Genomic DNA, 18310 nt, shown 5'->3' with positions numbered 1-18310 from the left:
AAAAATGAACAAATATGATTTTATAGCCCGCGCTGTCGGGCTTCCATGGGTCGATCGCGCCTGTTCCTGGAGCGCAATGGACTGCTGGGGCGTTGTCATTATGTATTTCCGCCATGTTTATGGCCAAGAAATCCCTTGCGTTGAAGGGTACTCAACGGGTGGCATATCCATCGATACCGGTTTCAAAAATCAGATTGCCACCGGAACCTGGCGCCGTGTTGATGTACCTGAGGGGGATGGCATTGCGTTCATGCTTTTCAAAGGTGGGCGAGCTACTCACGTCGGTGTGATAGTTGATTGCACTCATGTTCTGCATTCAGCCGGGGATGACAAGAAAGCGGGGCAGGTACGCTGTGACCGCATTGATGTTTTCCGCCGTTTCCACGGTGGGGATATGCACTATTACAAATATGAGGGCTGGCGATGCTGGTAATCTATCGAGACCCGAAAGGTTTGCTGGGTAGAGACATCGTTGAAATCGACAACTCGCTCACTTTACAGGAAAATATCCAGCGAGCATTTCCGGATGGTCTTTCTGCTGACACTACAACGGTTATCGTTAATGGCAAAACGGTGAACCCACTGGAGTTTGACCTGAACAAACCTGCATCAAAAGACGATGCTGTGACGATCATGCTGCGGCAGCAGGGTATAACGCTGGCCATTGTTGGAATTATCGCCGCAGCCGCCGCAATTGCCGTTATTGCGCTCACTCCGAAACCAACAATTCCTAACCAATCCGGTTCGCGCAAAGATAGCCCGAATAACGAGCTGACAGGGCAGACAAACCTGGCTCGCCTTTATCAGGCGATACCTGACATTTATGGAAAAGTGCGCGTATTTCCGGATCTGGTTAGCACCTCACTTTCAGAATACATCGACAATATAAAACATGTGACGGAACTTTTGTGTGTCGGAGTTGGTAGTTATGAGATAGAAAAAGTAAAATATTCTGACACGCTTCTGAGCACAATTTCGGGCGCATCGTACGAGGTTTTTTATCCAGGGAACGTAATTCCTGAGATATATGATGTTGCCGAATCTCCTGACGTTGACGGTCAGGAAATTACGCCCCCAAATCGCGGGGATACGGTGTTATATTCGGCCACTACAAATAATGCCCGTGCAGCATATAGTCAGTCTGAACTTGTTATTGAACTACCTACGATCGGCAGCCTAGATTATTTTTTCGATAAAAGTAAGCCAATTTCTGTCAAAGTTGACATCGTTCTTACGAATAACTCTTATACCGTCAGCGGTCAGATTTATAAAACGGAGTTAATAGGGGAAGACGGCGCGACAACCAACAGAATTTATATAAATAAAATTTCCTCGCAGTCGAGTCTGCCAGTATTTAATAGTCAGGTTCGTAGCCTGACTATCAGCGATATGGAGGCTCTGTATGTCGGCCCTTTCATTCTGCCCTCTGAATCCGATCAGATTTGGTACAACGTGGTTTTTTTGCGCGGGTTGATGGATGATGACGGCGACAATGCAACGGCCGAATTCACTGCCGAGTGGTGGCAGGTCGACGAGGATAATAATCAGATCCCGGGTACCAGCCAGTCGGAGAGTTTTTCGTATAATGACTCAACTTATAACGCGCTTTACTTCACCCGGAAAGTGACGCCCAGCGGGGGTCGGGCCCGGTACGCCTTCCGCATCCAGCGCACAAACAATGGTTACGACCAGCTGACCGACCAGGCCAAACTTGAAGAGGTTTATTCGGTTCAGATACGGCGAAATGTCACTGCGCAAGAGACCCTGATTCGCTGCGTGACAATCGCGACCGCACAGGCCACCGGGTACAAAGACAAAAAATTTAATGCGTTAGCTACCCGCCTGACTGTCAGCTGGGACGGTTCAAAAGTGGTTACCACGCTGCGGGCAAGTCGGAGCTTCGCTGATGCAGTTCTGCATTGCTATACGCAAGTTGCAAAACGCTCGTATACAGAACTGGATCTGGTAAGCCTTTACGCTATCGATGCTGCGCTGAAAGCGAAAAATGAGCGTCTGGGATGGTTCGATTTTTCATTTGACGATGAAGATATTTCGCTCGGAGAGCGCCTGCAAACAATTTGCAATGTCGCTCGTGTGACAGTTTTTCGTGATGGTTTAATGTGGCGTTTTGTCCGTGATGAAAAAAAATCGATTATTTCCGCGCAATTTGATTCACGCAATCTGGCCAGTGGAGATAGCGGCGGTTCACTGCAGTACAAATGCAGCCTGCCGACATCTTATGACGGAGTGGAATTAGAGTGGGTAGACTCCACCGATACAAACCAGGACGGGACTGATAAAAAGGCCTATATCCGATTGCGCATCAACGCCGCCTCTAAAAGCATTGTGGCGGGTACAGCCCGGCGGCCCTATAAAATGCAGCTGGCTGGCTGCAGAAATCGGGACCAGGCACAAAACCGGGCACAACTTGAGGCACGGAGGATCATCTATCAGAGAATTGCCGTCGAGGATGTCGCGCTTAATGACGCCTTTCTGGTGCAACTTGGCGACCGGGCGCGTTGGCTTGATTCGTATGACTCAGTGGTTACAACGGGGGAGATAATACAGATAGCGGGCAGCACGTTTTACACATCTGAGTCACTGGGGCTACGTTCAGACACAACATACAAGGTCAGCATTACAGACCGTTACGGGTATCCATCGGCCTGGCTGACGGCCTCCTATATCGCCGGAAAACCGACGGCCTTTTCGGCTGTATACAGCAACGCATACGTTGCAGACGACGTTACTGTGCTTTCGGGAAGTAGGTTCGTCATCACGACATCTCTCGCTGGCGAGCCGATGGAATTTACACTTACTGCGCGTGGCCCTGCCAGTGATCCGGACACGCTCAGTATTTCGCTGACACAGTACGACGAACGAACGTACGGCTACGACTAACAGGGGCGCACATGGCGACTGATATCAGATGGCCGGCGAGCCTGCCGGGGATAATTACGACAGGGAAAACGAGAACGTCACCCCCCAGTTATCGACTGGTAAAGCCTCGATTTGGAGAGGGGTACAGGAAAAATACAAACAAAAACGTGCCTGTTTCCTGGAGTGTCACATTTAAATTTTCGCGAGACGATGCAAAAATATTCTGGTCGTGGTTCGTAAATGTTCTGGACCAGGGCAGAAATAGCTTCATGATGCCCATCAAAACGGAGTTCGGCTTTGCAGATTATGAAGTGACATTACTCCCTGAAGATTTGCTGCCGCTGGATGAATCTGATGGGACGTTTACATACAGTGCCAAACTGTATTCAAAAGGCTTAATTGTCCCCAAACCCATCGAAATTGATATTTATTCACAGACAGGCTACTACGCAGTGCTGCCGGGCTATGTAGAAGTATACTCAACGACTGATTATTACGCAGTGCTCCCTGATTTTATGGAAGTATTTTCGTCAGTAACTTATTACGCCTATAAATAAGGTTTGCGTTTATGTCCAAGAAAATCATCTGGATGCAGGGATTTGACCATCTGCCACAATATTCTGCAACAGCAAGTTCAGCCGTCTTTATCAGCTTCGTAAATAAATACAGTCTAATAAGTCCCTGGGAGATCTTTACTACATCTACCGGGAAAATCGGTACAGCAAGTGTGCAGGGTAAGTCATACAAGGGTGTAAATACCGGACTAACTAACACTGGCAGCAGAATAGAACTGACTGTGAACGCAGATAGCTACCCCAATCAAATCGTTTATGTGGGGGTGAGAGTTTCTGCCAGCAATTCACTAAATTCATCATATTCCCCTTTTACAGTCCAATATTCGGGGGGCACCTTAAAAACCGCAACGCATGTTGGTGGTGGTGAGTTTTCGTATTATTGTGAAATTGCACTAAATACGAAAACCGGAGAGCTGAGAGCTTACTCTAACGGCCAGCAAACAACTGATAACTCAGTCATCTCATCGTCGAAATATGCAACAATGGTGTGCCCAGGCTCGCTGGGGTTATCTGGCGTCGGCCTGGTGTACTCTGATTTCTATATCGCAGTTGACGACGACACAACTGCAAAAATGAGCCCGTTCGGCAATCTTTTTGTTGGGTCATGCACTGCTCAGCGCTTCAGCGGAAACGCGAGTGCTTACAATACCCTTGGGCTTGATATCGTCACAGATCTGAACAGCATCTATGACTCGGCTTATCAGGACGTCGGCGGTTTTCTGCACATGACAACTGCGCCCGGCACTCTCAAATATAATGCCGTGCCGACAGCTACAGATAACGTGATCGCGGTTCAAACGACCGGCCTGACATCTCCACCGGCAGAGGGCTGTGCTTTGGCTCAAAAAATTTATCTGAATGGAGTGAAGCAAAGCATGATCACGTCAAAATTCAGTGGCGCTGCTCCTTCTTACGTTCAATACAATACCGTAACAAATTTCAGTGACTGGCAAAGCGGGGCAGAACTGGCCGGGCTGGAGGTGGTTATCAACGCAGCGAAGACATAGGCCTGGATTCGCAAAAAAATCCCGAGCCGTAACTGGCCTCGGGGAAAGATTACAGGAATCGTTTCTTTATGAGTCGGTACGTGATTGAGGTCATGACGACGGATAATACCGCAGAGCCGGTAATCGCCAGGTCAGCCATAAAGTCATAAACCCGCTCGTCGCCGAATTCATGCTCACCGTAGATGTGAATACCGTGTGATACGAGGTACCCGTCAATGGATAATACCCACTCAAGCGGAAATAGCTCCACCCAAGCGATTGATGCGACGATGAACCATACAACCAGCAATACAACCAGAGTGAGAATTTTTTCGATCATCAGGTCACCGTGATTGTGCCGTACGCCATGAAGCTGCTGCACGGTACCTGAATCATTGTCGTTTTTGACAGGGCCTTGCTCAGATAGTCAAAATCGCTCTGAAATGACAACGTTATACACCCTTCACTTAACCCCATCGGCCCGATAGGATGCAGCCGAAAATTCCCACGCTTCACGCCCTCCACAAAGACCGTGTCGTCAATCTGCCAATCCTCTTTGTACAGCGCATACCATGACTCTCGATCCGTGCCATAAAAATTCTTCAGGAAGTAGTTCCGGAGCGATCCGAGCCTGCCGCCACTTTTACGACCTACGATAAAATAGCGACCGGGTGGAATAGGGCCGATATCTGGTCTTCCTGCCATTGTCACATTGTTGCGACCATAGAGCTGACCGGAGAACGCAGGAAAATTACCGACGCCGGGAACAGTCAGTATTGAGGTAGGCAAGCCGTTTAGCGCATACCTGGCGATAATCATGCTGTCACTCGCATGTTCCACCCATCGGTAAACTGGATATTGCCATCACAGTGCTTCCAGGTGATTTTTTCATAGCGCAGTTCCACAGCTTCGTTATGGTTGTGCTTCTCCATGTCGGCGTTTTTGACGTTATGCATGACAGGGGTGATACCGACAACCTTCACGTTTTCCAGGTGCATGTTGAAATACTCAACTTCTTGCCCGGCATCGTTGATTTTGTACCATTTAAATTCAGCAGATTTTAGTGTCTGCCCGGTAGCCACTGCCCGGTAGAGGTACGGTGACGACGAGTCGAACTCTTTTTCAAACGTCAATGGGGAATGCATGCGGGTACCGGTGAGCTTGCCTGTATTGCTGTCAGTAGGGATATGCAGTCCATGACCGAAAGATAAAATCTCGATGCTGCCTTCGCGGTCCTGAACATCTACTGAGCCTTTGATATCTGCGCCGCCATCGTCCTTCAGCCATAAGTAAGCAGGAATAGCCATTTCATTTGATCCTTCAAGTATATGATGTGAGTGAAAAAAGCACAGACACTATAAAATCGTTAGGAATGATGATCCAGAAAAATTCATATACATCATTGTTGTTTGCGTCATCGATGGAAAATTTCGGGTTAAGCGCCTGCGGCTTTATCCGACTCCGCATCTTCAGCACCTTGATCGGTTAAATGAGATCATCATGCTGAACGACGATGCCGAGCCGGTAGAAATAAAGGGCGTTGTTAAGTACGTGATCAACGATGCGCGGACCGGAGATGTTCGACGATGTTCCGGTCATGTGAAGCCGCTTATGGCGGAGTTGGGATGTCGCGACGTGGGCTGTAAAGCTTTCCGTCTATAACTATGTAGTTGCCATCAATCCACTGCTGAACCTGCTGGCGGGAGCGGCCCACAGCTCGCGCAAATGCGGATTGATTGCCGTCGTAGTTCTTATCTATATAGTTTTTTAGCGGCATGGCTTTCAGCGGCATGGCGCCCCTCAATAAAATCGGACATCATCAGCATCTTGAATCTCTGAGCAGGCAACTGAGTATCGTCCGAGCCATCAATAGCCATCGTTCGCAGACGAGCCACATCAAACAGGGAGTGGATAGAAAATCGAGCATGTCGCACCTTCGCCAGCTCAAAGAACTTAAGCGTTTCCGTATAAAAGACTCCCCACGAATCAGCTTTTAGCCAGTTTTCAAACCGGGTTTGATTCACAGTATGCCTGCCGGTCTGCTGGCGGATTGCCAGTGAGCCCCACGCACCGGCGACACTGTCATCCTCAGTGAGATATTTCCCAGGTCCCCCGCCCCCTACGCGATGGATGAAGCTGATACACGCCCAAAGCCACGTCGCGCCACCAACACTACCAACCATTTGCGAAATCGCAGAAATAGCGGACACATTCTCATAGAAGCACTCCTCAAGGTGGTCATATCTCTTTCCCATGCGGTGGTGGATAATATTATCTGAAATTATTTTTTCAAATTCACTATAACTCATACTTTCTCTCCCCTTATAATGAGCGGTACTCAATAATCTGTTTCAGTGTATATTTTGAGCCGAAATATAAACGGCAGTGATACGCGTCATCCTTACTAAAAATAATTTCACCGTCTGCGTTGAGAACGTCAAAGCCTGCGGCGATCCACGGGTCCCGGCGCGTGTTCATCTCATCGCGCAAATCACTAAAACTATCAAAATCCACACAATCAATATATTTGTTTTCACAGCGAGTCATTGGGTCGATTCTACGCAACTGGTATTTAGACATTTTGTTTTCCTCAGTTTGTTTGAGTATTTTGCTTCGATGTATGTATAGTAAATTGTTTTACTTATCGTGTAAAGTAATATCGTGTACAATCTTAAGCAGTTAGTGCTGATTTATGTTTGACGAAGTGTTAGAATAAACCCCTTAAATCATCTTTACTTAAATCCCCAGGATGCGGTGAGCGCGTTGTGCTCTGTTGCGATTTTTTTCACTGCTTCGACATCTCCTTTGGCGCTGGCCACTTCGTACTCTTCTCGCATCGTTTTAACAGCAACCGCGAATTGAGCAAAATCTTGCGGTGAACGATCTCTGTTTTCAATCCAGGGTTTCGCGGATGAGAGAAGGCCGTCGGGGCTGCAACAAAGTGCGGCCGCTTCTTCTGACATACACTTTATTTTTTCAGCGCGAATGACTTCAGCCCATTTAACTTGCTTCGCCGTGCCAGTGAGTGCTTTCCCGCCCGCACTCTTTGCTGTGCTGCGAGCGACGGCAGTCTGAGGGCTAATTTTTTTGCGGGTTACTTTCTTTTTTTGATGATAAGCATGGCTTGGATCGTAGCGAAGGCCTGTTTCAAGATCGTACCAGCCGTTTTCATCACGCTGGGGTATGTCTGCAACATTGTTGTGCCAAAATTCGAAATTACTATCGATGCTACTCATTCGCATTCCTCATCAGTCCAGTCAATGTTCGGGGCGTATACGACACGCTCTGACTCTTCTTGTGCGCGATGGTCATAAGCTACCGGCACCGGCAGGTCTCTTCTAAATACTGTTGGCTTTGGTGGACTTTTTAGCTTGTGGTTTTCAACGATGAATCCGGCATTAATCCACTGCGTGACCTGAGCAGGAGATACACCCGCAGCTTCAGAAAACCTTCTCTGTACGCCACCGTAATAAATTCTTATATAGTTAACCAGGCTCAACTCATCGCCGTAACTAAGCTGATTGTTTTCATCAATAAGCAGGTTGTGCAGAACGTGTTCTATGTAAAAAATATGTCCGTCACCGGCAGTAATAGACATTGTTGAACCATCTGTTTCTGTTTCCCATGCGTTATCAAGATGAGCTGCTTTCAGCTTTTCAGATACTTCGATGCACGTTCCGTCGCTGAATTCCTCTTCGAAATCATTCGTGCCATGATTCAAATAACAAAACGCATTTTGTCGGGCAATGCTTTCTGTTGCCCCCATTCCGTAGATAGTAATGATGGTCTTGTTGCCGTAGGGAGTCACTGCGTGGGTAACGTTATGCTGTACGCTGATGATCGCTTTCATGATGACCTCCTGAGGTGAGCTGATAGAGATATAGTATCATCACTATATCTAAAGATATAGTGTTATTACTATATTTACATTAGCGGGGAGTTTGATGATCTGCCGGTGATGTGATCCATTTTGAATCATTTAGACGGATGCATTTAAACGAAATTTTCCCGAATACTTGCGAAAAAAGTGATATGTGTTTGATCGTTAAGGTATGCATTGAAACGTGAAAATGAGTGTTTTAAAAACGAAGGTTGGTTTAACTTGCTGATTTCAAACAATAAAGCTGGAATTAAATAACTACAGGAATCGTATTCGGTCTCTTTTTATCTGTAAGTCCGTTCAAAGACTTACGAAAGTCGATGCAAAAATGTCCCACACTTCTGCCCCGACCTGAATCTTTTATATCACAACACTTTCTGCCTTAACATTTCTTTTACACGATTTTTTTGCGTCTACAGGCAAAAAAAATCCCCTTCGCTTCGCAGGGCAAAGGGGAAAGCTTGCAATAAATATTATAGTATCGGACTCACTTTGCGGCTTACAGGGATATGCAGCGCCGCAGGTGGTTGGTCTGAAAGTTGCACGTCCAGGGAATATGGATTCAGACAGACCTGAAATGCAAATCGATAGGTTGTCGGGATGAACAATCACGTCACTTTACATTTCGGAATTCATGGTATTAAGGAAGCGGGGTGGGTTCAAACGGCACCTTGTTTTTTTTTGCATTTTAATCCGCAGCAAGTGACGTTTTACTCAGGTGTGACAATCTCGGGATACAACAGTGTTTCCAGATAACTGACCATCACCCAAATCAGGTTACTGAAAATAAACCAGACGCAAACCGCTAAAATAAGCAGCACAATGATTATCAGGGCAATTTCAGTTTTGCTCATAGCCAGAATCTTTCGCCTGCAGACTAACGGAAGGGAGAGGTCTGATGATAACGAAAGTTCTGTGTCCGACGCAATCGGTGCAAGGGAAGGACTCTGCCCACGGGCGGGCAGATCATCCGGTTTCATTTGTCTGAAGCGGGGAACAGGGCAGCAAACTGCACGGCCATGTCATCGAGCAGCGCAAAACGACGACGGTATTCAGCACGTTTTTTGCTGGCAATCTCTTCGAGCGATTTGCGCTCTTGCTGCACCGGCAGCTCCCAACGGAACACATTGCGTTTCACGCCGTCAATGGAAGCCCAAAACTCATCGTAGCTGGCATGGAGGTGACGGCCTTTGCTAAAGCGATAGCGCAGGGCGCGGAATACGTGGCCATTATCGCTCACGCCGCTAAGCGTAGTAATGCTACACTGGCTGGCCAGCAGGCCAAAAAATTCAATCAGGATGCGTTTTGGGAATACCCCGTAGCAGGCACGAGTGGCAAGTTTAATCACCTCATGCGAAACGCCGCGACGAGGGCCTTGCAAACCGCCAACCACCAGTTCCCAGCCTTGGCTGCTGCGCGCAATACAGAAGGTCGCACTGGCCAGCACGGTATTTTGCGCATCACAGAACCAGACGGTGCTTTCGCCTTCACGCTCGGCTTTGTGAGCACAGGAGGCATACAGGGCAAATACCGCGCCATCTTTGCCTTCCAGCTTCAGCAGCTCTGTGGGTTCTGTCGCTGTTAACGCCGTCACTAGCGCCGGGCTTTGCACTGAGTCGATAAATTCATAATGCCCGATAATGGCGTCTGCGCGCTGCGTGGAGGATAAGCCGCGCGCTAAGTATTGCCGGTGCGTTTTGCTGGGCAATGTGACCTGGGCTTTTAGCAACTGCATAAAGTCCTTGCGCTTGCCAAGGCTACCCAGCATCCGCCGGGTGGCTGGGTAGAAAATCACCGTGCGCAGTAAGAATTTCAGACGGTAGTTCACCTCTTTCCAGATTGGCGCAGGGGTTAACTTGCCACTGATTAAATCTGAAATAAGATGCGCGCGTGGCGCAGGCGAATACCCGGAATGCAGTGTATTGTCCGACACGATAATAACCTCATCATTGCTATGAGGCTATTTTAGCGGCGTAGCGGGCTGAGCTTAATGGGCTGGGGAAGTATATTCCGGGTTTGTTTATCCTTGATTTAAGTTATTCACCCGCCTCACCTTCAGCACCCCCTCCTATACTTATATCAGGGGGCATCACTATGTATCAGAGAATTGACGGTACGCAGTGCCAACACATCTGGTTAACCGGCGATCTGCACGGCTGCTATCGCCTGTTAATGAATAAACTCAACGCCCTGAAATTTAATCCTTATCAGGATTTACTTATTTCGGTAGGGGACCTTATCGACCGCGGCCCTGAAAGTCTGAAATGCCTCGAACTGATCCATCAGAAATGGTTTTTTGCTATTCGTGGCAACCACGAACAAATGGCGATGGATGCCCTTGAGCATCAGCAATTGTCATTATGGGCTTTGAACGGCGGCGCGTGGTTTGAGGAAGGCTCGGCGCAAGCTAAAGCGGAGGCGAGACAGCTGTTGCTGGAGTGTCATCAACTGCCGTACATCATCGAAGTGGATACGCACTCTGGCGTTCATGTCATTGCGCATGCCGACTATCCGGCGGACAGTTATCACTGGCAGAAAGAGGTCGACTGGCATCGGGTGTTATGGGACAGACAACGTCTGAGCGATCATCTGGAGGGCAAGCATTCAACCATTACTGGCGCGGATCACTTTTGGTTTGGACACACGCCGCTGAAGCATCGTTATGATGCCAGCAATCAGCATTACATCGATACCGGGGCGGTGTTTGGCGGCGAGCTAACGCTGGTGCCGTTACAGTAATGACAAATCGCTGAGTTGGAGCGAATAATTAACCCGCCTGTGGGCGGGTTCTCTTTGGGTCATGCGAGGCGCATTACCCAGGCATCGGACTGACGATCGTAATGCTGACGGTAGAGGACAGAATGTTCCCCATCGAGAAGGGCGGGAACGCTGGTATCGGCATCCCAGGCATCAAGCTGCATGCACAAATCGGGATCGGATTTACAGGGAATGCTTAACGTTCGCTCCCCTTGCTGCTCGCCATGCAGTTCGGCATCATCGATTTCGAAGGCGCCAATGCGTACGCTGGTTTTCGTCATAATGCTCTCCGGTTATCTGCTTCGTTGTGGTACGACCAGTTGGGCCGCCCATTTTTCAGCGTAGACAAGCCGGAGCAATTTGCCAGTCAGAACGTGCTTATTTTTTTCCCGCGCTACGCCTTGCCTGCGAAAAGTTTGCCGTCGCGAACCAGCTCGCGAGGGTAGCTATTTTTCAGCCGTGAACCGACTTTTTTGGCGAGCCCCAACGGATGCCCTTGAAACGTCACAATAACCTCATCACGGTCTGGCGGCGTTTCAGGCCAGACATCACGTCCGCGATACCACTCTTCGGCTTCTTCCTGAGTGAGTTCAAAACGTGCGCTTTTTTCACTCGCGAGGGCGATAACCGCTTCATGTTGCCAGCGGAACCCTTTGTTGAAGGTCTCCGCCAGGCGCAGACCAATACGGGAAAAACGCACTTTGCCCAACAGCGGTTCTATCTCTGTCGGGAAAAGCCAGATCTCTTTGTCTCGCTGCCAGAGCGAATGGGTTTCATCCCACTGCAAGCCAACAGCTTGTGCAGCTTGCGCCACAGCGGCGGCTTCGCGGGTTTTCATCGGCGTGAACGGGAACTTACCGACTTTATAACCCGGCGCTGGTAGGGCAGGGATCGCAGCGGTTTTACGCAGCCTTGCCACGAAGAAACCTTCGCAATCATAAATTTGTGGGAAGACGTGCAGATAACCTTCGGCGGTTATCGCTTTTTCCGCTTCCGGGAAGAGCGCATTCAGAGGCGTAATTTCGACAGCCTGCGGATACTCGGCCAGCAGCCAGGCCAGCACATCCTCGTTTTCTTCCCGATTTAAGGTGCAGGTGGAATACACCAGCGTTCCGCCCGGCTTTAACGCATGAAACGCACTTTCGAGAAGTTCTCGCTGGGTCCCGGCAATGGCGTTATTACTTTCCACGGACCAGTTTTTCAGCGCATCGGGATCTTTACGGACCACACCTTCACCGGAGCAAGGTGCATCCAGCAGAATAGCATCAAACGCTTCCGGCACGGCAGCACCAAAAACGCGGCCATCAAAATGGGTCAGGGCGACGTTGCTTATCCCGCAGCGGCTGATATTCGCGTGCAGCACTTTGACGCGGCTGGCGGAATATTCGTTGGCCAGAATCGCACCCTGATTGTTCATCCGCGCGGCAATCTGCGTGGTTTTAGAGCCAGGCGCAGCCGCCACGTCCATGACTTGCAGAGGCTGGTTACCTTCGGCAAAAAGTGCCGCGACGGGCAGCATAGAACTGGCTTCCTGAATATAAAACAGGCCGCTCATGTGCTCCGCCGTGCTGCCCAGTGGCAGGGCATCTTCGTCTTCGCGTTCGATCCAGAATCCTTCTTCGCACCACGGAACCTGCGTCAGTTGCCAGCCATAAGGCGCGACCAGTTGCAGAAAATCCTCCACGGAGATTTTCAGCGTATTGACGCGAATACTGCGTCGCAGCGGGCGCTGACAGGCGGCGATGAACTCATCGAAGGAGAGATGAGCAGGCATTGCTGCACGCATCACCTCAAGGAAGGAATCGGGAAGGTAAGCCACTAAACGCACCAAATCTAAAAAGGGAAGGCGCGCAGTTTAGCACACCGACTCCGGCTTCTTACAGCCGGAGTCGTGTGGGGTCATCGAGGCAGGGCAGTGCCCCAGTCACGCCATTCTTTCGGTTCCGTATCCTGCAACAGGAAGTGTTTACCTTCCTGCGCTTTCGGCGCCAATGGCGTGCCTGGCGGTGTGGCAAACGAGATGCCACCGCGGATGAACTGGTTAAACGTCCCGGTCTTCACTACGCCGCCGATAATGCCGAAGTCGAGGTTGTAGCCAGAAGCCAGCCAGAACACCGAATTGTTACGCACCAGATGCTGATAGCGCTGGCTGATACGCAGGGCAACCATCACACGATCGGACAGCGAGCCCAATTGCAGGCCTGTTACGGTACCCACTTCGATTCCGCGGAACAGCACTGGCGTGCCGATACTCAGCGATCCGGCTTCCGGCGCTTCCACCACAATACTCAGGCCGTCCAGATACCGTGAGTCAGTGATGGTGGCTTCCTGCAGTTCGAAGTCACGACGCGGATTACCGCCGCGGCCAGGTTCGACGTTGATGTAAGGCTGCAAAACCGTATCCAGATGCTCAACGCCCGCTGCGGAAATCTGCGGGGTGACCACTGAGAAACGTGTTCCGCCGCGCGCGAAGGTGTTTACGTACTCAGGGTAAAGCACGGCTTTTGCCTGGACTTCATTACGCGAGGTGATGAGTTCCAGAGTCTGGATTTGCCCGATATCGATACCCAGGTAACGAATTGGCATCCCCGCGGACAGCTTCCCGGCGTCAAAGGCATGCAGCGTGATTTGCCCGCCTACGGCGCGAGCCGCGGTTTCAGAAGGATACAGAATGCGTTTGTCACCTTTACGAGCGCCAGCCCCTGCGCCGCTCAGGTTGTCGAAGCTGATTGCCCCACGCAGCGCACGCGAAAGGGGTGAAGCCTGTACGGTTAAACCACTGCCATTCAGTTGTACTTTTGCGCCGCCTTCAGCCCAGAACACACTGTTTTGCGTTAACAACTGGCGATACTCTGGTTTGATATGCAGGTCGATATCAAACGCATTTGCACGAGGACGGACGGTAATGACCTGGCCGACTTCAAATTTACGGTACAGCACCACGGAACCGGCCTGAACGTCCGGCAAGGTGTCCGCGGTCAGCGTCAGGGTGGTGGTCGGCAGATCGCCCAGGCTGTTTTCCAGTGCTTTTTCCAGATTGGCAAACAGCGGGTATTCCGTCTTCATTGGCCCTTTATCGCCGGGCAGAATACGAATGCCGCCGCTGATCCACTCACTGGCGCTGGCCCCGAGGAACTCAATCCCGTCAAGGCCCACTTTGACATCGACACGGCTGTTCACTACGAACTTGCTGTCGCCATGCACCAGGTCACGATACTGAGGGTCAATGGCTATCGAGAAAGAGACGCCTTTATTCGACAGGTTACGTTCCAGCACCTGGCCGACTTTGATGCCATGCAAAATCACCGGCTGCCCGGCATCAATGCCATAGGATTCAGGTGCTGTCAGCGAAAGGGTGATTACGCCGGGTTCCTGCAACAGCGTTTTGTCTGCTGGCACCACGACAAAATGATCGCGCGGTTCGCCTTCACCCGGCACCAGTTCAAAGGTGCTGCCGGTCAGCAACGAGCTGAGATTGGTGTTATCGAGCGACAGCTTAGGGTTGTGCATCTCGATACGCGTATTATCACGTAAGAGGTTCACCACGCTTGGGTCAACGGTCATTTCGCCGGTGACAGCACCGCCCGGGTTGAGATTCAGCCTGGTTAGCTGACCCACTTCCAGGCCTTGATACATCAATGCAGTTGACCCGGCTTTGAGACCTGCACCATCCGGTAAATCCAGTTTGACGATGACGCCGCGCTGGCTGTGAGCCAAATCTTCGTACAGTCCAAATTCGTCGTTTTGATCCGCTGCTTTGGAGTCTTCCGGCGAGTCAAACGCGATGGCACCATTGACCAGTGCGGCCAGGCTTTCAAGCTGGACTTTCGCACCGCTGAAATCCACGTCGGCTTTAATGCCCGAGACATTCCAGAAACGGCTGCCTTTTTTCACCAGATTGGTGAAGCGGCGTTCAATGAGCAGGTCGATGGTCACGCCTTGCTTATTGGCGTTGATTGAATAGTCATAAACCTTGCCGACAGGGATTTTACGGAAATAGACCAGCGAGCCGCTGTTCAGCGAACCTAAATCCGGCGCATGCAGATGAATCATCAGCTCGCCGTTGTTGAGCCGATAGCGCGGCTGAGTATCCAGCGCGGTAAAGTGCTCCTGCGGATTGCCCCCGCCGGGCATCATCCCGATGTAGTTCCCGCCGACCAGCGCGTCTAGCCCGGAGACGCCAGCCAGTGAGGCTTTCGGCGTGACCAGCCAGAATTGCGTTTCGTCTTTCAACGCATCTTTCATGTCGCCTTTAATGCTGGCCTTGACCTGAATTTTATTCAGATTTTTAGTCAGGCGCACTTCCTGGACGGTGCCCACTTCCACGCCCTGATAACGCACAGGCGTGCGGCCGGGGACAATACCGTCCGCAGACATAAAGTCGATGGTGATGGTGGTGCCGCGATCCTGATAGCTGTTCCAGATGAGCCAGCTGGCAATCATCAGCGCGATAACCGGCAGCAGCCAAAAGGGCGAGATACGGCGTTTTGTTTTAATTCTCGCTTCAGTCGGTGAAGCGGGCGTTTCCTGACTCATGTGCATCCCAAAGTAAGCGGCTGTCCAGCCATTCAACAGCAAGGATAGTCAATATTACCGCAGCGCCGAAATAAAACGCAGCGGGTCCCATAGTAAAAGCAAGAAGTTGGTCGCGGTTGATGAGCGACATGGTTAACGAGATGACGAACAGGTCGAGCATCGACCAGCGGCCAATCCAGGTGACCAGACGCAGCAGCAAAATTCGGGTTCGCAGGCCTTGCTCACATTTAAAATGAATGGAAATCAGCAGCGTCAGCATCACCAGTACCTTGGTGAAAGGCACCAAAATACTGGCGATAAACACCACGGCGGCGACCGCCACGTTGCTGTTCGCCAGGCCCATAATGCCCGACATGATGGTGTCTTCCTGACGCGCGCCGTTCACATAGATAATCGAAATGGGCAGCAGGTTTGCCGGAAGCAAAAAGATTATCGAAGCAATCAGGGCTGCCCAACATTTTTGCAGGCTGTAAGGCCGACGGTGGTGAAGCGGGACATGGCAACGACGACAGCGACCGCGGCTATCCGCAAAGCCCGTGTGATGGCATCCAGGACAAACCTGCAACCCGGGATCGGCGCGAAGAGCAGGGCGCTGGGGATAAAAACGATCCCAGAGCTGCTCCACGTTGAGGTGAATAATCGTCAAAATGCTCAGCAGAACCAGTGAGATAAAGGCGACGAGGCCAATGCCCGGCTGCAGAAACGCATAATCCTGCACTTTGATTGACGCCACGCCGATGCCGACCAGGTAAATATCCAGCATCACCCATTCTTTGAGCCTTTCGAGCATCAGCAGCACGGGGCGCAAATTCATGCCCAGAATGTTTCCAAGCCACAGGTAAGCGATGGAGATAACCAGCACCAGCGGCGCGCCGACAGCGCAGAACAGCACCATGGCGGCAGGAACAGGATCGCCTTGATCGGTCATCTGCCAAATGCCTTGCATCACATCGGCATCGATACGCACGCCAAGCAGATGGAGCCTGAGCAGCGGTTCACTCCAGGCAAAAGGCATCAGCAGCAGCATGGTGACGGCCATCGCGGCAAGGCGCGTTAATGACCAGTCTCGCCCGTCGCGAATTTTGGCATCGCAGCAGGGGCAATAGGCGCTCTGATGCGACTTCACCACCGGCAGGCTGAACAGCGTGTCGCATTGCGGACAGCGGTGGAACGCTGGCGGTGCGATGGGGTTGCCGATGGCATGAACCGTGATTTTTTTCGCAGGCGTTAGTTGAGAAGCTCGTAGTGCCATTTATTCGCTTTAGAAATGAATGTATAACTCTATCTTAACCTATGAATGGATTCATCTTGAGCCTGAGCGCATTTAATGCTTATGTAAAGAGGCTATGCGTCGGCATTAACCGGCATCGAAGACATCCAATAAGTGATTGAATAATGAACAAAACAGAGTTTTACGCGGATCTTAACCGCGATTTTCAGGCATTAATGGCAGGTGAAACCAGTTTCTTAGCGACTCTCTCCAATACCAGTGCGCTGTTATTTGAGCGCCTGTCTGAGGTTAACTGGGCAGGTTTTTATCTTCTCGAAGGTGACACGCTGGTACTGGCGCCTTTTCAGGGCAAGATTGCCTGCGTGCGAATCCCGGTCGGACGGGGCGTTTGTGGGACCGCGATCGCGCAAAATCGTGTTCAGCGTGTGGAAGATGTGCATGCCTTTGACGGCCACATTGCCTGTGATGCGGCCAGCAACTCCGAAATCGTCCTTCCGTTAGTCGTCAACGGCCAGGTGATTGGGGTTCTGGATATCGACAGCCCTGAGTATTCGCGCTTCACAGCGGAAGACGAACAGGGTCTGCGCGAGCTGGTTGAGCACCTCGAAGAGGTTCTCTCTGTGACCGATTATCACAAATTCTTTCAGCCTGTCGCAGGATAATCAACGGATAACGTAGCATTTACCGATGGCGTCATTATAATGACGCCTGTTCATGCCCGCGGTATGTTGGCTACGTCCGTTGTAATCAGGAAATTTCATGGAAAATCAACCTAAGTTGAATAGCAGTAAAGAAGTTATCGCTTTTCTGGCCGAACGATTCCCACAGTGTTTCAGTGCTGAAGGCGAAGCACGCCCGCTGAAAATTGGTATTTTTCAGGATCTGGTGGCGCGTGTTGAGGGTGAGATGAATCTCAGCAAAACCCAACTTCGTTCCGCTTTACGTCTTTATACGTCCAGCTGGCGCTACCTGTACGGCATCAAAGCGGGTGCGACCCGTGTTGATCTCGACGGTAACCCTTGCGGCGTTCTGGATGAACAGCATGTGACTCACGCCCGCCAGCAGCTCGAAGAAGCCAAAGCGCGTGTGCAGGCCCAGCGTGCTGAGCAGCAGGCGAAAAAACGCGAAGCCGCCATTGCTGCGGGTGAGCCTGTTGATGCGCCACGTCGTGAACGCAAACCGCGTCCGGCTGCCCCGCGCAAAGACACAGGTGCGACCAGGCCACGCAATGCCGCCAAACCGGCCGCTGCTAAAGCGCCACGCCCAGAGCGTGAAGAGCGTTTTACCCCTGTATCAGATCTGTCTGCATTGACCGTGGGCCAGGCCCTGAAAGTCAAAGCGGGCAACAATGCAATGGACGCCACGGTTCTGGAAATCACCAAAGATGGCGTTCGTGTACAGCTGACTTCTGGTATGTCAATGATTGTACGCGCAGAACATTTGATGTTCTGAAACGGAGGCCGGG

21 protein-coding genes are annotated in these 18310 nt (G+C 50.9%); 8 read left to right on the top strand and 13 right to left on the bottom strand.

The window, feature by feature from the left end; all coding sequences use genetic code 11:
• Nucleotides 1-4: 4 nt before the first annotated feature.
• From ACLW56_RS09880 to ACLW56_RS09865, 4 genes are read left to right on the top strand one after another with little or no spacing between them, the layout of a single operon-like run.
• Nucleotides 5-433, top strand: coding sequence for an NlpC/P60 family protein (locus ACLW56_RS09880; RefSeq protein ID WP_330983607.1), 429 nt, complete (start codon nucleotides 5-7; stop codon nucleotides 431-433).
• Nucleotides 424-2901 (top strand): host specificity factor TipJ family phage tail protein, encoded by a 2478-nt coding sequence (locus tag ACLW56_RS09875; RefSeq protein ID WP_330983606.1) that lies wholly within the window; start codon nucleotides 424-426, stop codon nucleotides 2899-2901. Before ACLW56_RS09880 ends, ACLW56_RS09875 begins: the two co-directional genes overlap by 10 nt.
• 11 nt (nucleotides 2902-2912) lie before the next feature.
• Nucleotides 2913-3437, top strand: coding sequence for a hypothetical protein (locus ACLW56_RS09870; RefSeq protein ID WP_330983605.1), 525 nt, complete (start codon nucleotides 2913-2915; stop codon nucleotides 3435-3437).
• 11 nt (nucleotides 3438-3448) lie between these two features.
• On the top strand, nucleotides 3449-4462 hold the full coding sequence (locus ACLW56_RS09865; RefSeq protein WP_330983604.1) for a hypothetical protein: 1014 nt from the start codon (nucleotides 3449-3451) through the stop codon (nucleotides 4460-4462).
• 49 nt (nucleotides 4463-4511) lie between these two features.
• On the opposite strand, the gene ACLW56_RS09860 is transcribed toward ACLW56_RS09865, so the two are convergent.
• Genes ACLW56_RS09860 through ACLW56_RS09850 form a run of 3 tightly spaced genes read right to left on the bottom strand, consistent with a single transcriptional unit; the run spans nucleotide 4512 to nucleotide 5748 of the window.
• Nucleotides 4512-4781: a hypothetical protein gene (locus ACLW56_RS09860; protein ID WP_330983603.1), complete on the bottom strand. Its 270-nt coding sequence runs from the start codon at nucleotides 4779-4781 to the stop codon at nucleotides 4512-4514.
• Nucleotides 4781-5260, bottom strand: coding sequence for a DUF2778 domain-containing protein (locus tag ACLW56_RS09855; RefSeq protein ID WP_330983602.1), 480 nt, complete (start codon nucleotides 5258-5260; stop codon nucleotides 4781-4783). The genes ACLW56_RS09860 and ACLW56_RS09855 overlap by 1 nt, the downstream gene beginning before the upstream one ends.
• Nucleotides 5257-5748 carry an Hcp family type VI secretion system effector gene (locus ACLW56_RS09850; RefSeq protein WP_330983601.1) on the bottom strand — a complete coding sequence of 164 codons (492 nt, stop codon included), beginning with the start codon at nucleotides 5746-5748 and terminating at the stop codon, nucleotides 5257-5259. Before ACLW56_RS09850 ends, ACLW56_RS09855 begins: the two co-directional genes overlap by 4 nt.
• A 193-nt stretch (nucleotides 5749-5941) precedes the next feature.
• Here ACLW56_RS09850 and ACLW56_RS09845 point away from each other — a divergent pair, with 193 nt between their 5' ends.
• The gene (locus tag ACLW56_RS09845; protein WP_330983600.1) at nucleotides 5942-6103 is read left to right on the top strand and encodes a hypothetical protein; all 162 of its coding nucleotides are present in this window, start codon (nucleotides 5942-5944) and stop codon (nucleotides 6101-6103) included.
• A gap of 89 nt (nucleotides 6104-6192) precedes the next feature.
• On the opposite strand, the gene ACLW56_RS09840 is transcribed toward ACLW56_RS09845, so the two are convergent.
• From ACLW56_RS09840 to ACLW56_RS09815, 6 genes are all read right to left on the bottom strand, one after another.
• Nucleotides 6193-6750 (bottom strand): hypothetical protein, encoded by a 558-nt coding sequence (locus ACLW56_RS09840; RefSeq protein WP_330983599.1) that lies wholly within the window; start codon nucleotides 6748-6750, stop codon nucleotides 6193-6195.
• Nucleotides 6751-6763: 13 nt separating this feature from the next.
• Nucleotides 6764-7021: a hypothetical protein gene (locus ACLW56_RS09835; protein WP_330983598.1), complete on the bottom strand. Its 258-nt coding sequence runs from the start codon at nucleotides 7019-7021 to the stop codon at nucleotides 6764-6766.
• Between the two features lie 152 nt (nucleotides 7022-7173).
• Nucleotides 7174-7677, bottom strand: a complete 504-nt coding sequence (locus ACLW56_RS09830; protein WP_330983597.1) for a hypothetical protein — start codon at nucleotides 7675-7677, stop codon at nucleotides 7174-7176.
• Complete coding sequence (locus tag ACLW56_RS09825) at nucleotides 7674-8291, bottom strand: hypothetical protein (protein ID WP_330983596.1); 618 nt, start codon at nucleotides 8289-8291, stop codon at nucleotides 7674-7676. Before ACLW56_RS09825 ends, ACLW56_RS09830 begins: the two co-directional genes overlap by 4 nt.
• Before the next feature lie 740 nt (nucleotides 8292-9031).
• Complete coding sequence (locus ACLW56_RS09820; RefSeq protein WP_330983595.1) at nucleotides 9032-9175, bottom strand: Ecr family regulatory small membrane protein; 144 nt, start codon at nucleotides 9173-9175, stop codon at nucleotides 9032-9034.
• 122 nt (nucleotides 9176-9297) lie between these two features.
• Nucleotides 9298-10254 carry a VirK/YbjX family protein gene (locus tag ACLW56_RS09815; protein WP_330983594.1) on the bottom strand — a complete coding sequence of 319 codons (957 nt, stop codon included), beginning with the start codon at nucleotides 10252-10254 and terminating at the stop codon, nucleotides 9298-9300.
• Between the two features lie 161 nt (nucleotides 10255-10415).
• Here ACLW56_RS09815 and pphA point away from each other — a divergent pair, with 161 nt between their 5' ends.
• Nucleotides 10416-11060, top strand: coding sequence for a protein-serine/threonine phosphatase (gene pphA / locus ACLW56_RS09810; protein ID WP_330983593.1), 645 nt, complete (start codon nucleotides 10416-10418; stop codon nucleotides 11058-11060).
• Between the two features lie 59 nt (nucleotides 11061-11119).
• Here pphA and ACLW56_RS09805 read toward each other — a convergent pair whose 3' ends face one another.
• The 4 genes from ACLW56_RS09805 to yebS all read right to left on the bottom strand — a co-directional run bounded on the left by ACLW56_RS09805 (nucleotide 11120) and on the right by yebS (nucleotide 16866).
• Nucleotides 11120-11359 carry a YebV family protein gene (locus ACLW56_RS09805; protein WP_330983592.1) on the bottom strand — a complete coding sequence of 80 codons (240 nt, stop codon included), beginning with the start codon at nucleotides 11357-11359 and terminating at the stop codon, nucleotides 11120-11122.
• A gap of 113 nt (nucleotides 11360-11472) precedes the next feature.
• Complete coding sequence (gene rsmF / locus ACLW56_RS09800; RefSeq protein ID WP_330983591.1) at nucleotides 11473-12897, bottom strand: 16S rRNA (cytosine(1407)-C(5))-methyltransferase RsmF; 1425 nt, start codon at nucleotides 12895-12897, stop codon at nucleotides 11473-11475.
• Between the two features lie 80 nt (nucleotides 12898-12977).
• Complete coding sequence (locus ACLW56_RS09795; RefSeq protein ID WP_330983590.1) at nucleotides 12978-15614, bottom strand: PqiB family protein; 2637 nt, start codon at nucleotides 15612-15614, stop codon at nucleotides 12978-12980.
• Nucleotides 15583-16866 carry a membrane integrity lipid transport subunit YebS gene (gene yebS / locus ACLW56_RS09790; protein WP_330983589.1) on the bottom strand — a complete coding sequence of 428 codons (1284 nt, stop codon included), beginning with the start codon at nucleotides 16864-16866 and terminating at the stop codon, nucleotides 15583-15585. Before yebS ends, ACLW56_RS09795 begins: the two co-directional genes overlap by 32 nt.
• A gap of 143 nt (nucleotides 16867-17009) precedes the next feature.
• On the opposite strand from yebS, the gene ACLW56_RS09785 reads away from it, so the two are divergent.
• Nucleotides 17010-17507, top strand: a complete 498-nt coding sequence (locus tag ACLW56_RS09785) for a GAF domain-containing protein (RefSeq protein ID WP_330983588.1) — start codon at nucleotides 17010-17012, stop codon at nucleotides 17505-17507.
• Nucleotides 17508-17604: 97 nt separating this feature from the next.
• Entirely contained in the window at nucleotides 17605-18297 is a 693-nt protein-coding gene (proQ, locus tag ACLW56_RS09780; RefSeq protein WP_330983587.1) for an RNA chaperone ProQ, read from the top strand.
• The last annotated feature ends 13 nt before the right edge of the window (nucleotides 18298-18310 follow it).

The sequence above is a fragment of the Pantoea sp. sgz302252 genome, assembly GCF_047713085.1.
GTDB lineage: Bacteria > Pseudomonadota > Gammaproteobacteria > Enterobacterales > Enterobacteriaceae > Scandinavium.
This window is presented reverse-complemented; position numbering and strand designations above follow the sequence as displayed.

Bases quoted from the DNA above. Each gene is read 5' to 3' on its own strand.
- ACLW56_RS09880 (WP_330983607.1), top strand. From the start codon at position 5: ATGAACAAATATGATTTTATAGCCCGCGCTGTCGGGCTTCCATGGGTC.
- ACLW56_RS09875 (WP_330983606.1), top strand. From the start codon at position 424: ATGCTGGTAATCTATCGAGACCCGAAAGGTTTGCTGGGTAGAGACATC.
- ACLW56_RS09870 (WP_330983605.1), top strand. From the start codon at position 2,913: ATGGCGACTGATATCAGATGGCCGGCGAGCCTGCCGGGGATAATTACG.
- ACLW56_RS09865 (WP_330983604.1), top strand. From the start codon at position 3,449: ATGTCCAAGAAAATCATCTGGATGCAGGGATTTGACCATCTGCCACAA.
- ACLW56_RS09860 (WP_330983603.1), bottom strand. From the start codon at position 4,781: ATGATCGAAAAAATTCTCACTCTGGTTGTATTGCTGGTTGTATGGTTC.
- ACLW56_RS09855 (WP_330983602.1), bottom strand. From the start codon at position 5,260: ATGATTATCGCCAGGTATGCGCTAAACGGCTTGCCTACCTCAATACTG.
- ACLW56_RS09850 (WP_330983601.1), bottom strand. From the start codon at position 5,748: ATGGCTATTCCTGCTTACTTATGGCTGAAGGACGATGGCGGCGCAGAT.
- ACLW56_RS09845 (WP_330983600.1), top strand. From the start codon at position 5,942: ATGCTGAACGACGATGCCGAGCCGGTAGAAATAAAGGGCGTTGTTAAG.
- ACLW56_RS09840 (WP_330983599.1), bottom strand. From the start codon at position 6,750: ATGAGTTATAGTGAATTTGAAAAAATAATTTCAGATAATATTATCCAC.
- ACLW56_RS09835 (WP_330983598.1), bottom strand. From the start codon at position 7,021: ATGTCTAAATACCAGTTGCGTAGAATCGACCCAATGACTCGCTGTGAA.
- ACLW56_RS09830 (WP_330983597.1), bottom strand. From the start codon at position 7,677: ATGAGTAGCATCGATAGTAATTTCGAATTTTGGCACAACAATGTTGCA.
- ACLW56_RS09825 (WP_330983596.1), bottom strand. From the start codon at position 8,291: ATGAAAGCGATCATCAGCGTACAGCATAACGTTACCCACGCAGTGACT.
- ACLW56_RS09820 (WP_330983595.1), bottom strand. From the start codon at position 9,175: ATGAGCAAAACTGAAATTGCCCTGATAATCATTGTGCTGCTTATTTTA.
- pphA (WP_330983593.1), top strand. From the start codon at position 10,416: ATGTATCAGAGAATTGACGGTACGCAGTGCCAACACATCTGGTTAACC.
- ACLW56_RS09805 (WP_330983592.1), bottom strand. From the start codon at position 11,359: ATGACGAAAACCAGCGTACGCATTGGCGCCTTCGAAATCGATGATGCC.
- ACLW56_RS09795 (WP_330983590.1), bottom strand. From the start codon at position 15,614: ATGAGTCAGGAAACGCCCGCTTCACCGACTGAAGCGAGAATTAAAACA.
- yebS (WP_330983589.1), bottom strand. From the start codon at position 16,866: ATGGCACTACGAGCTTCTCAACTAACGCCTGCGAAAAAAATCACGGTT.
- ACLW56_RS09785 (WP_330983588.1), top strand. From the start codon at position 17,010: ATGAACAAAACAGAGTTTTACGCGGATCTTAACCGCGATTTTCAGGCA.
- proQ (WP_330983587.1), top strand. From the start codon at position 17,605: ATGGAAAATCAACCTAAGTTGAATAGCAGTAAAGAAGTTATCGCTTTT.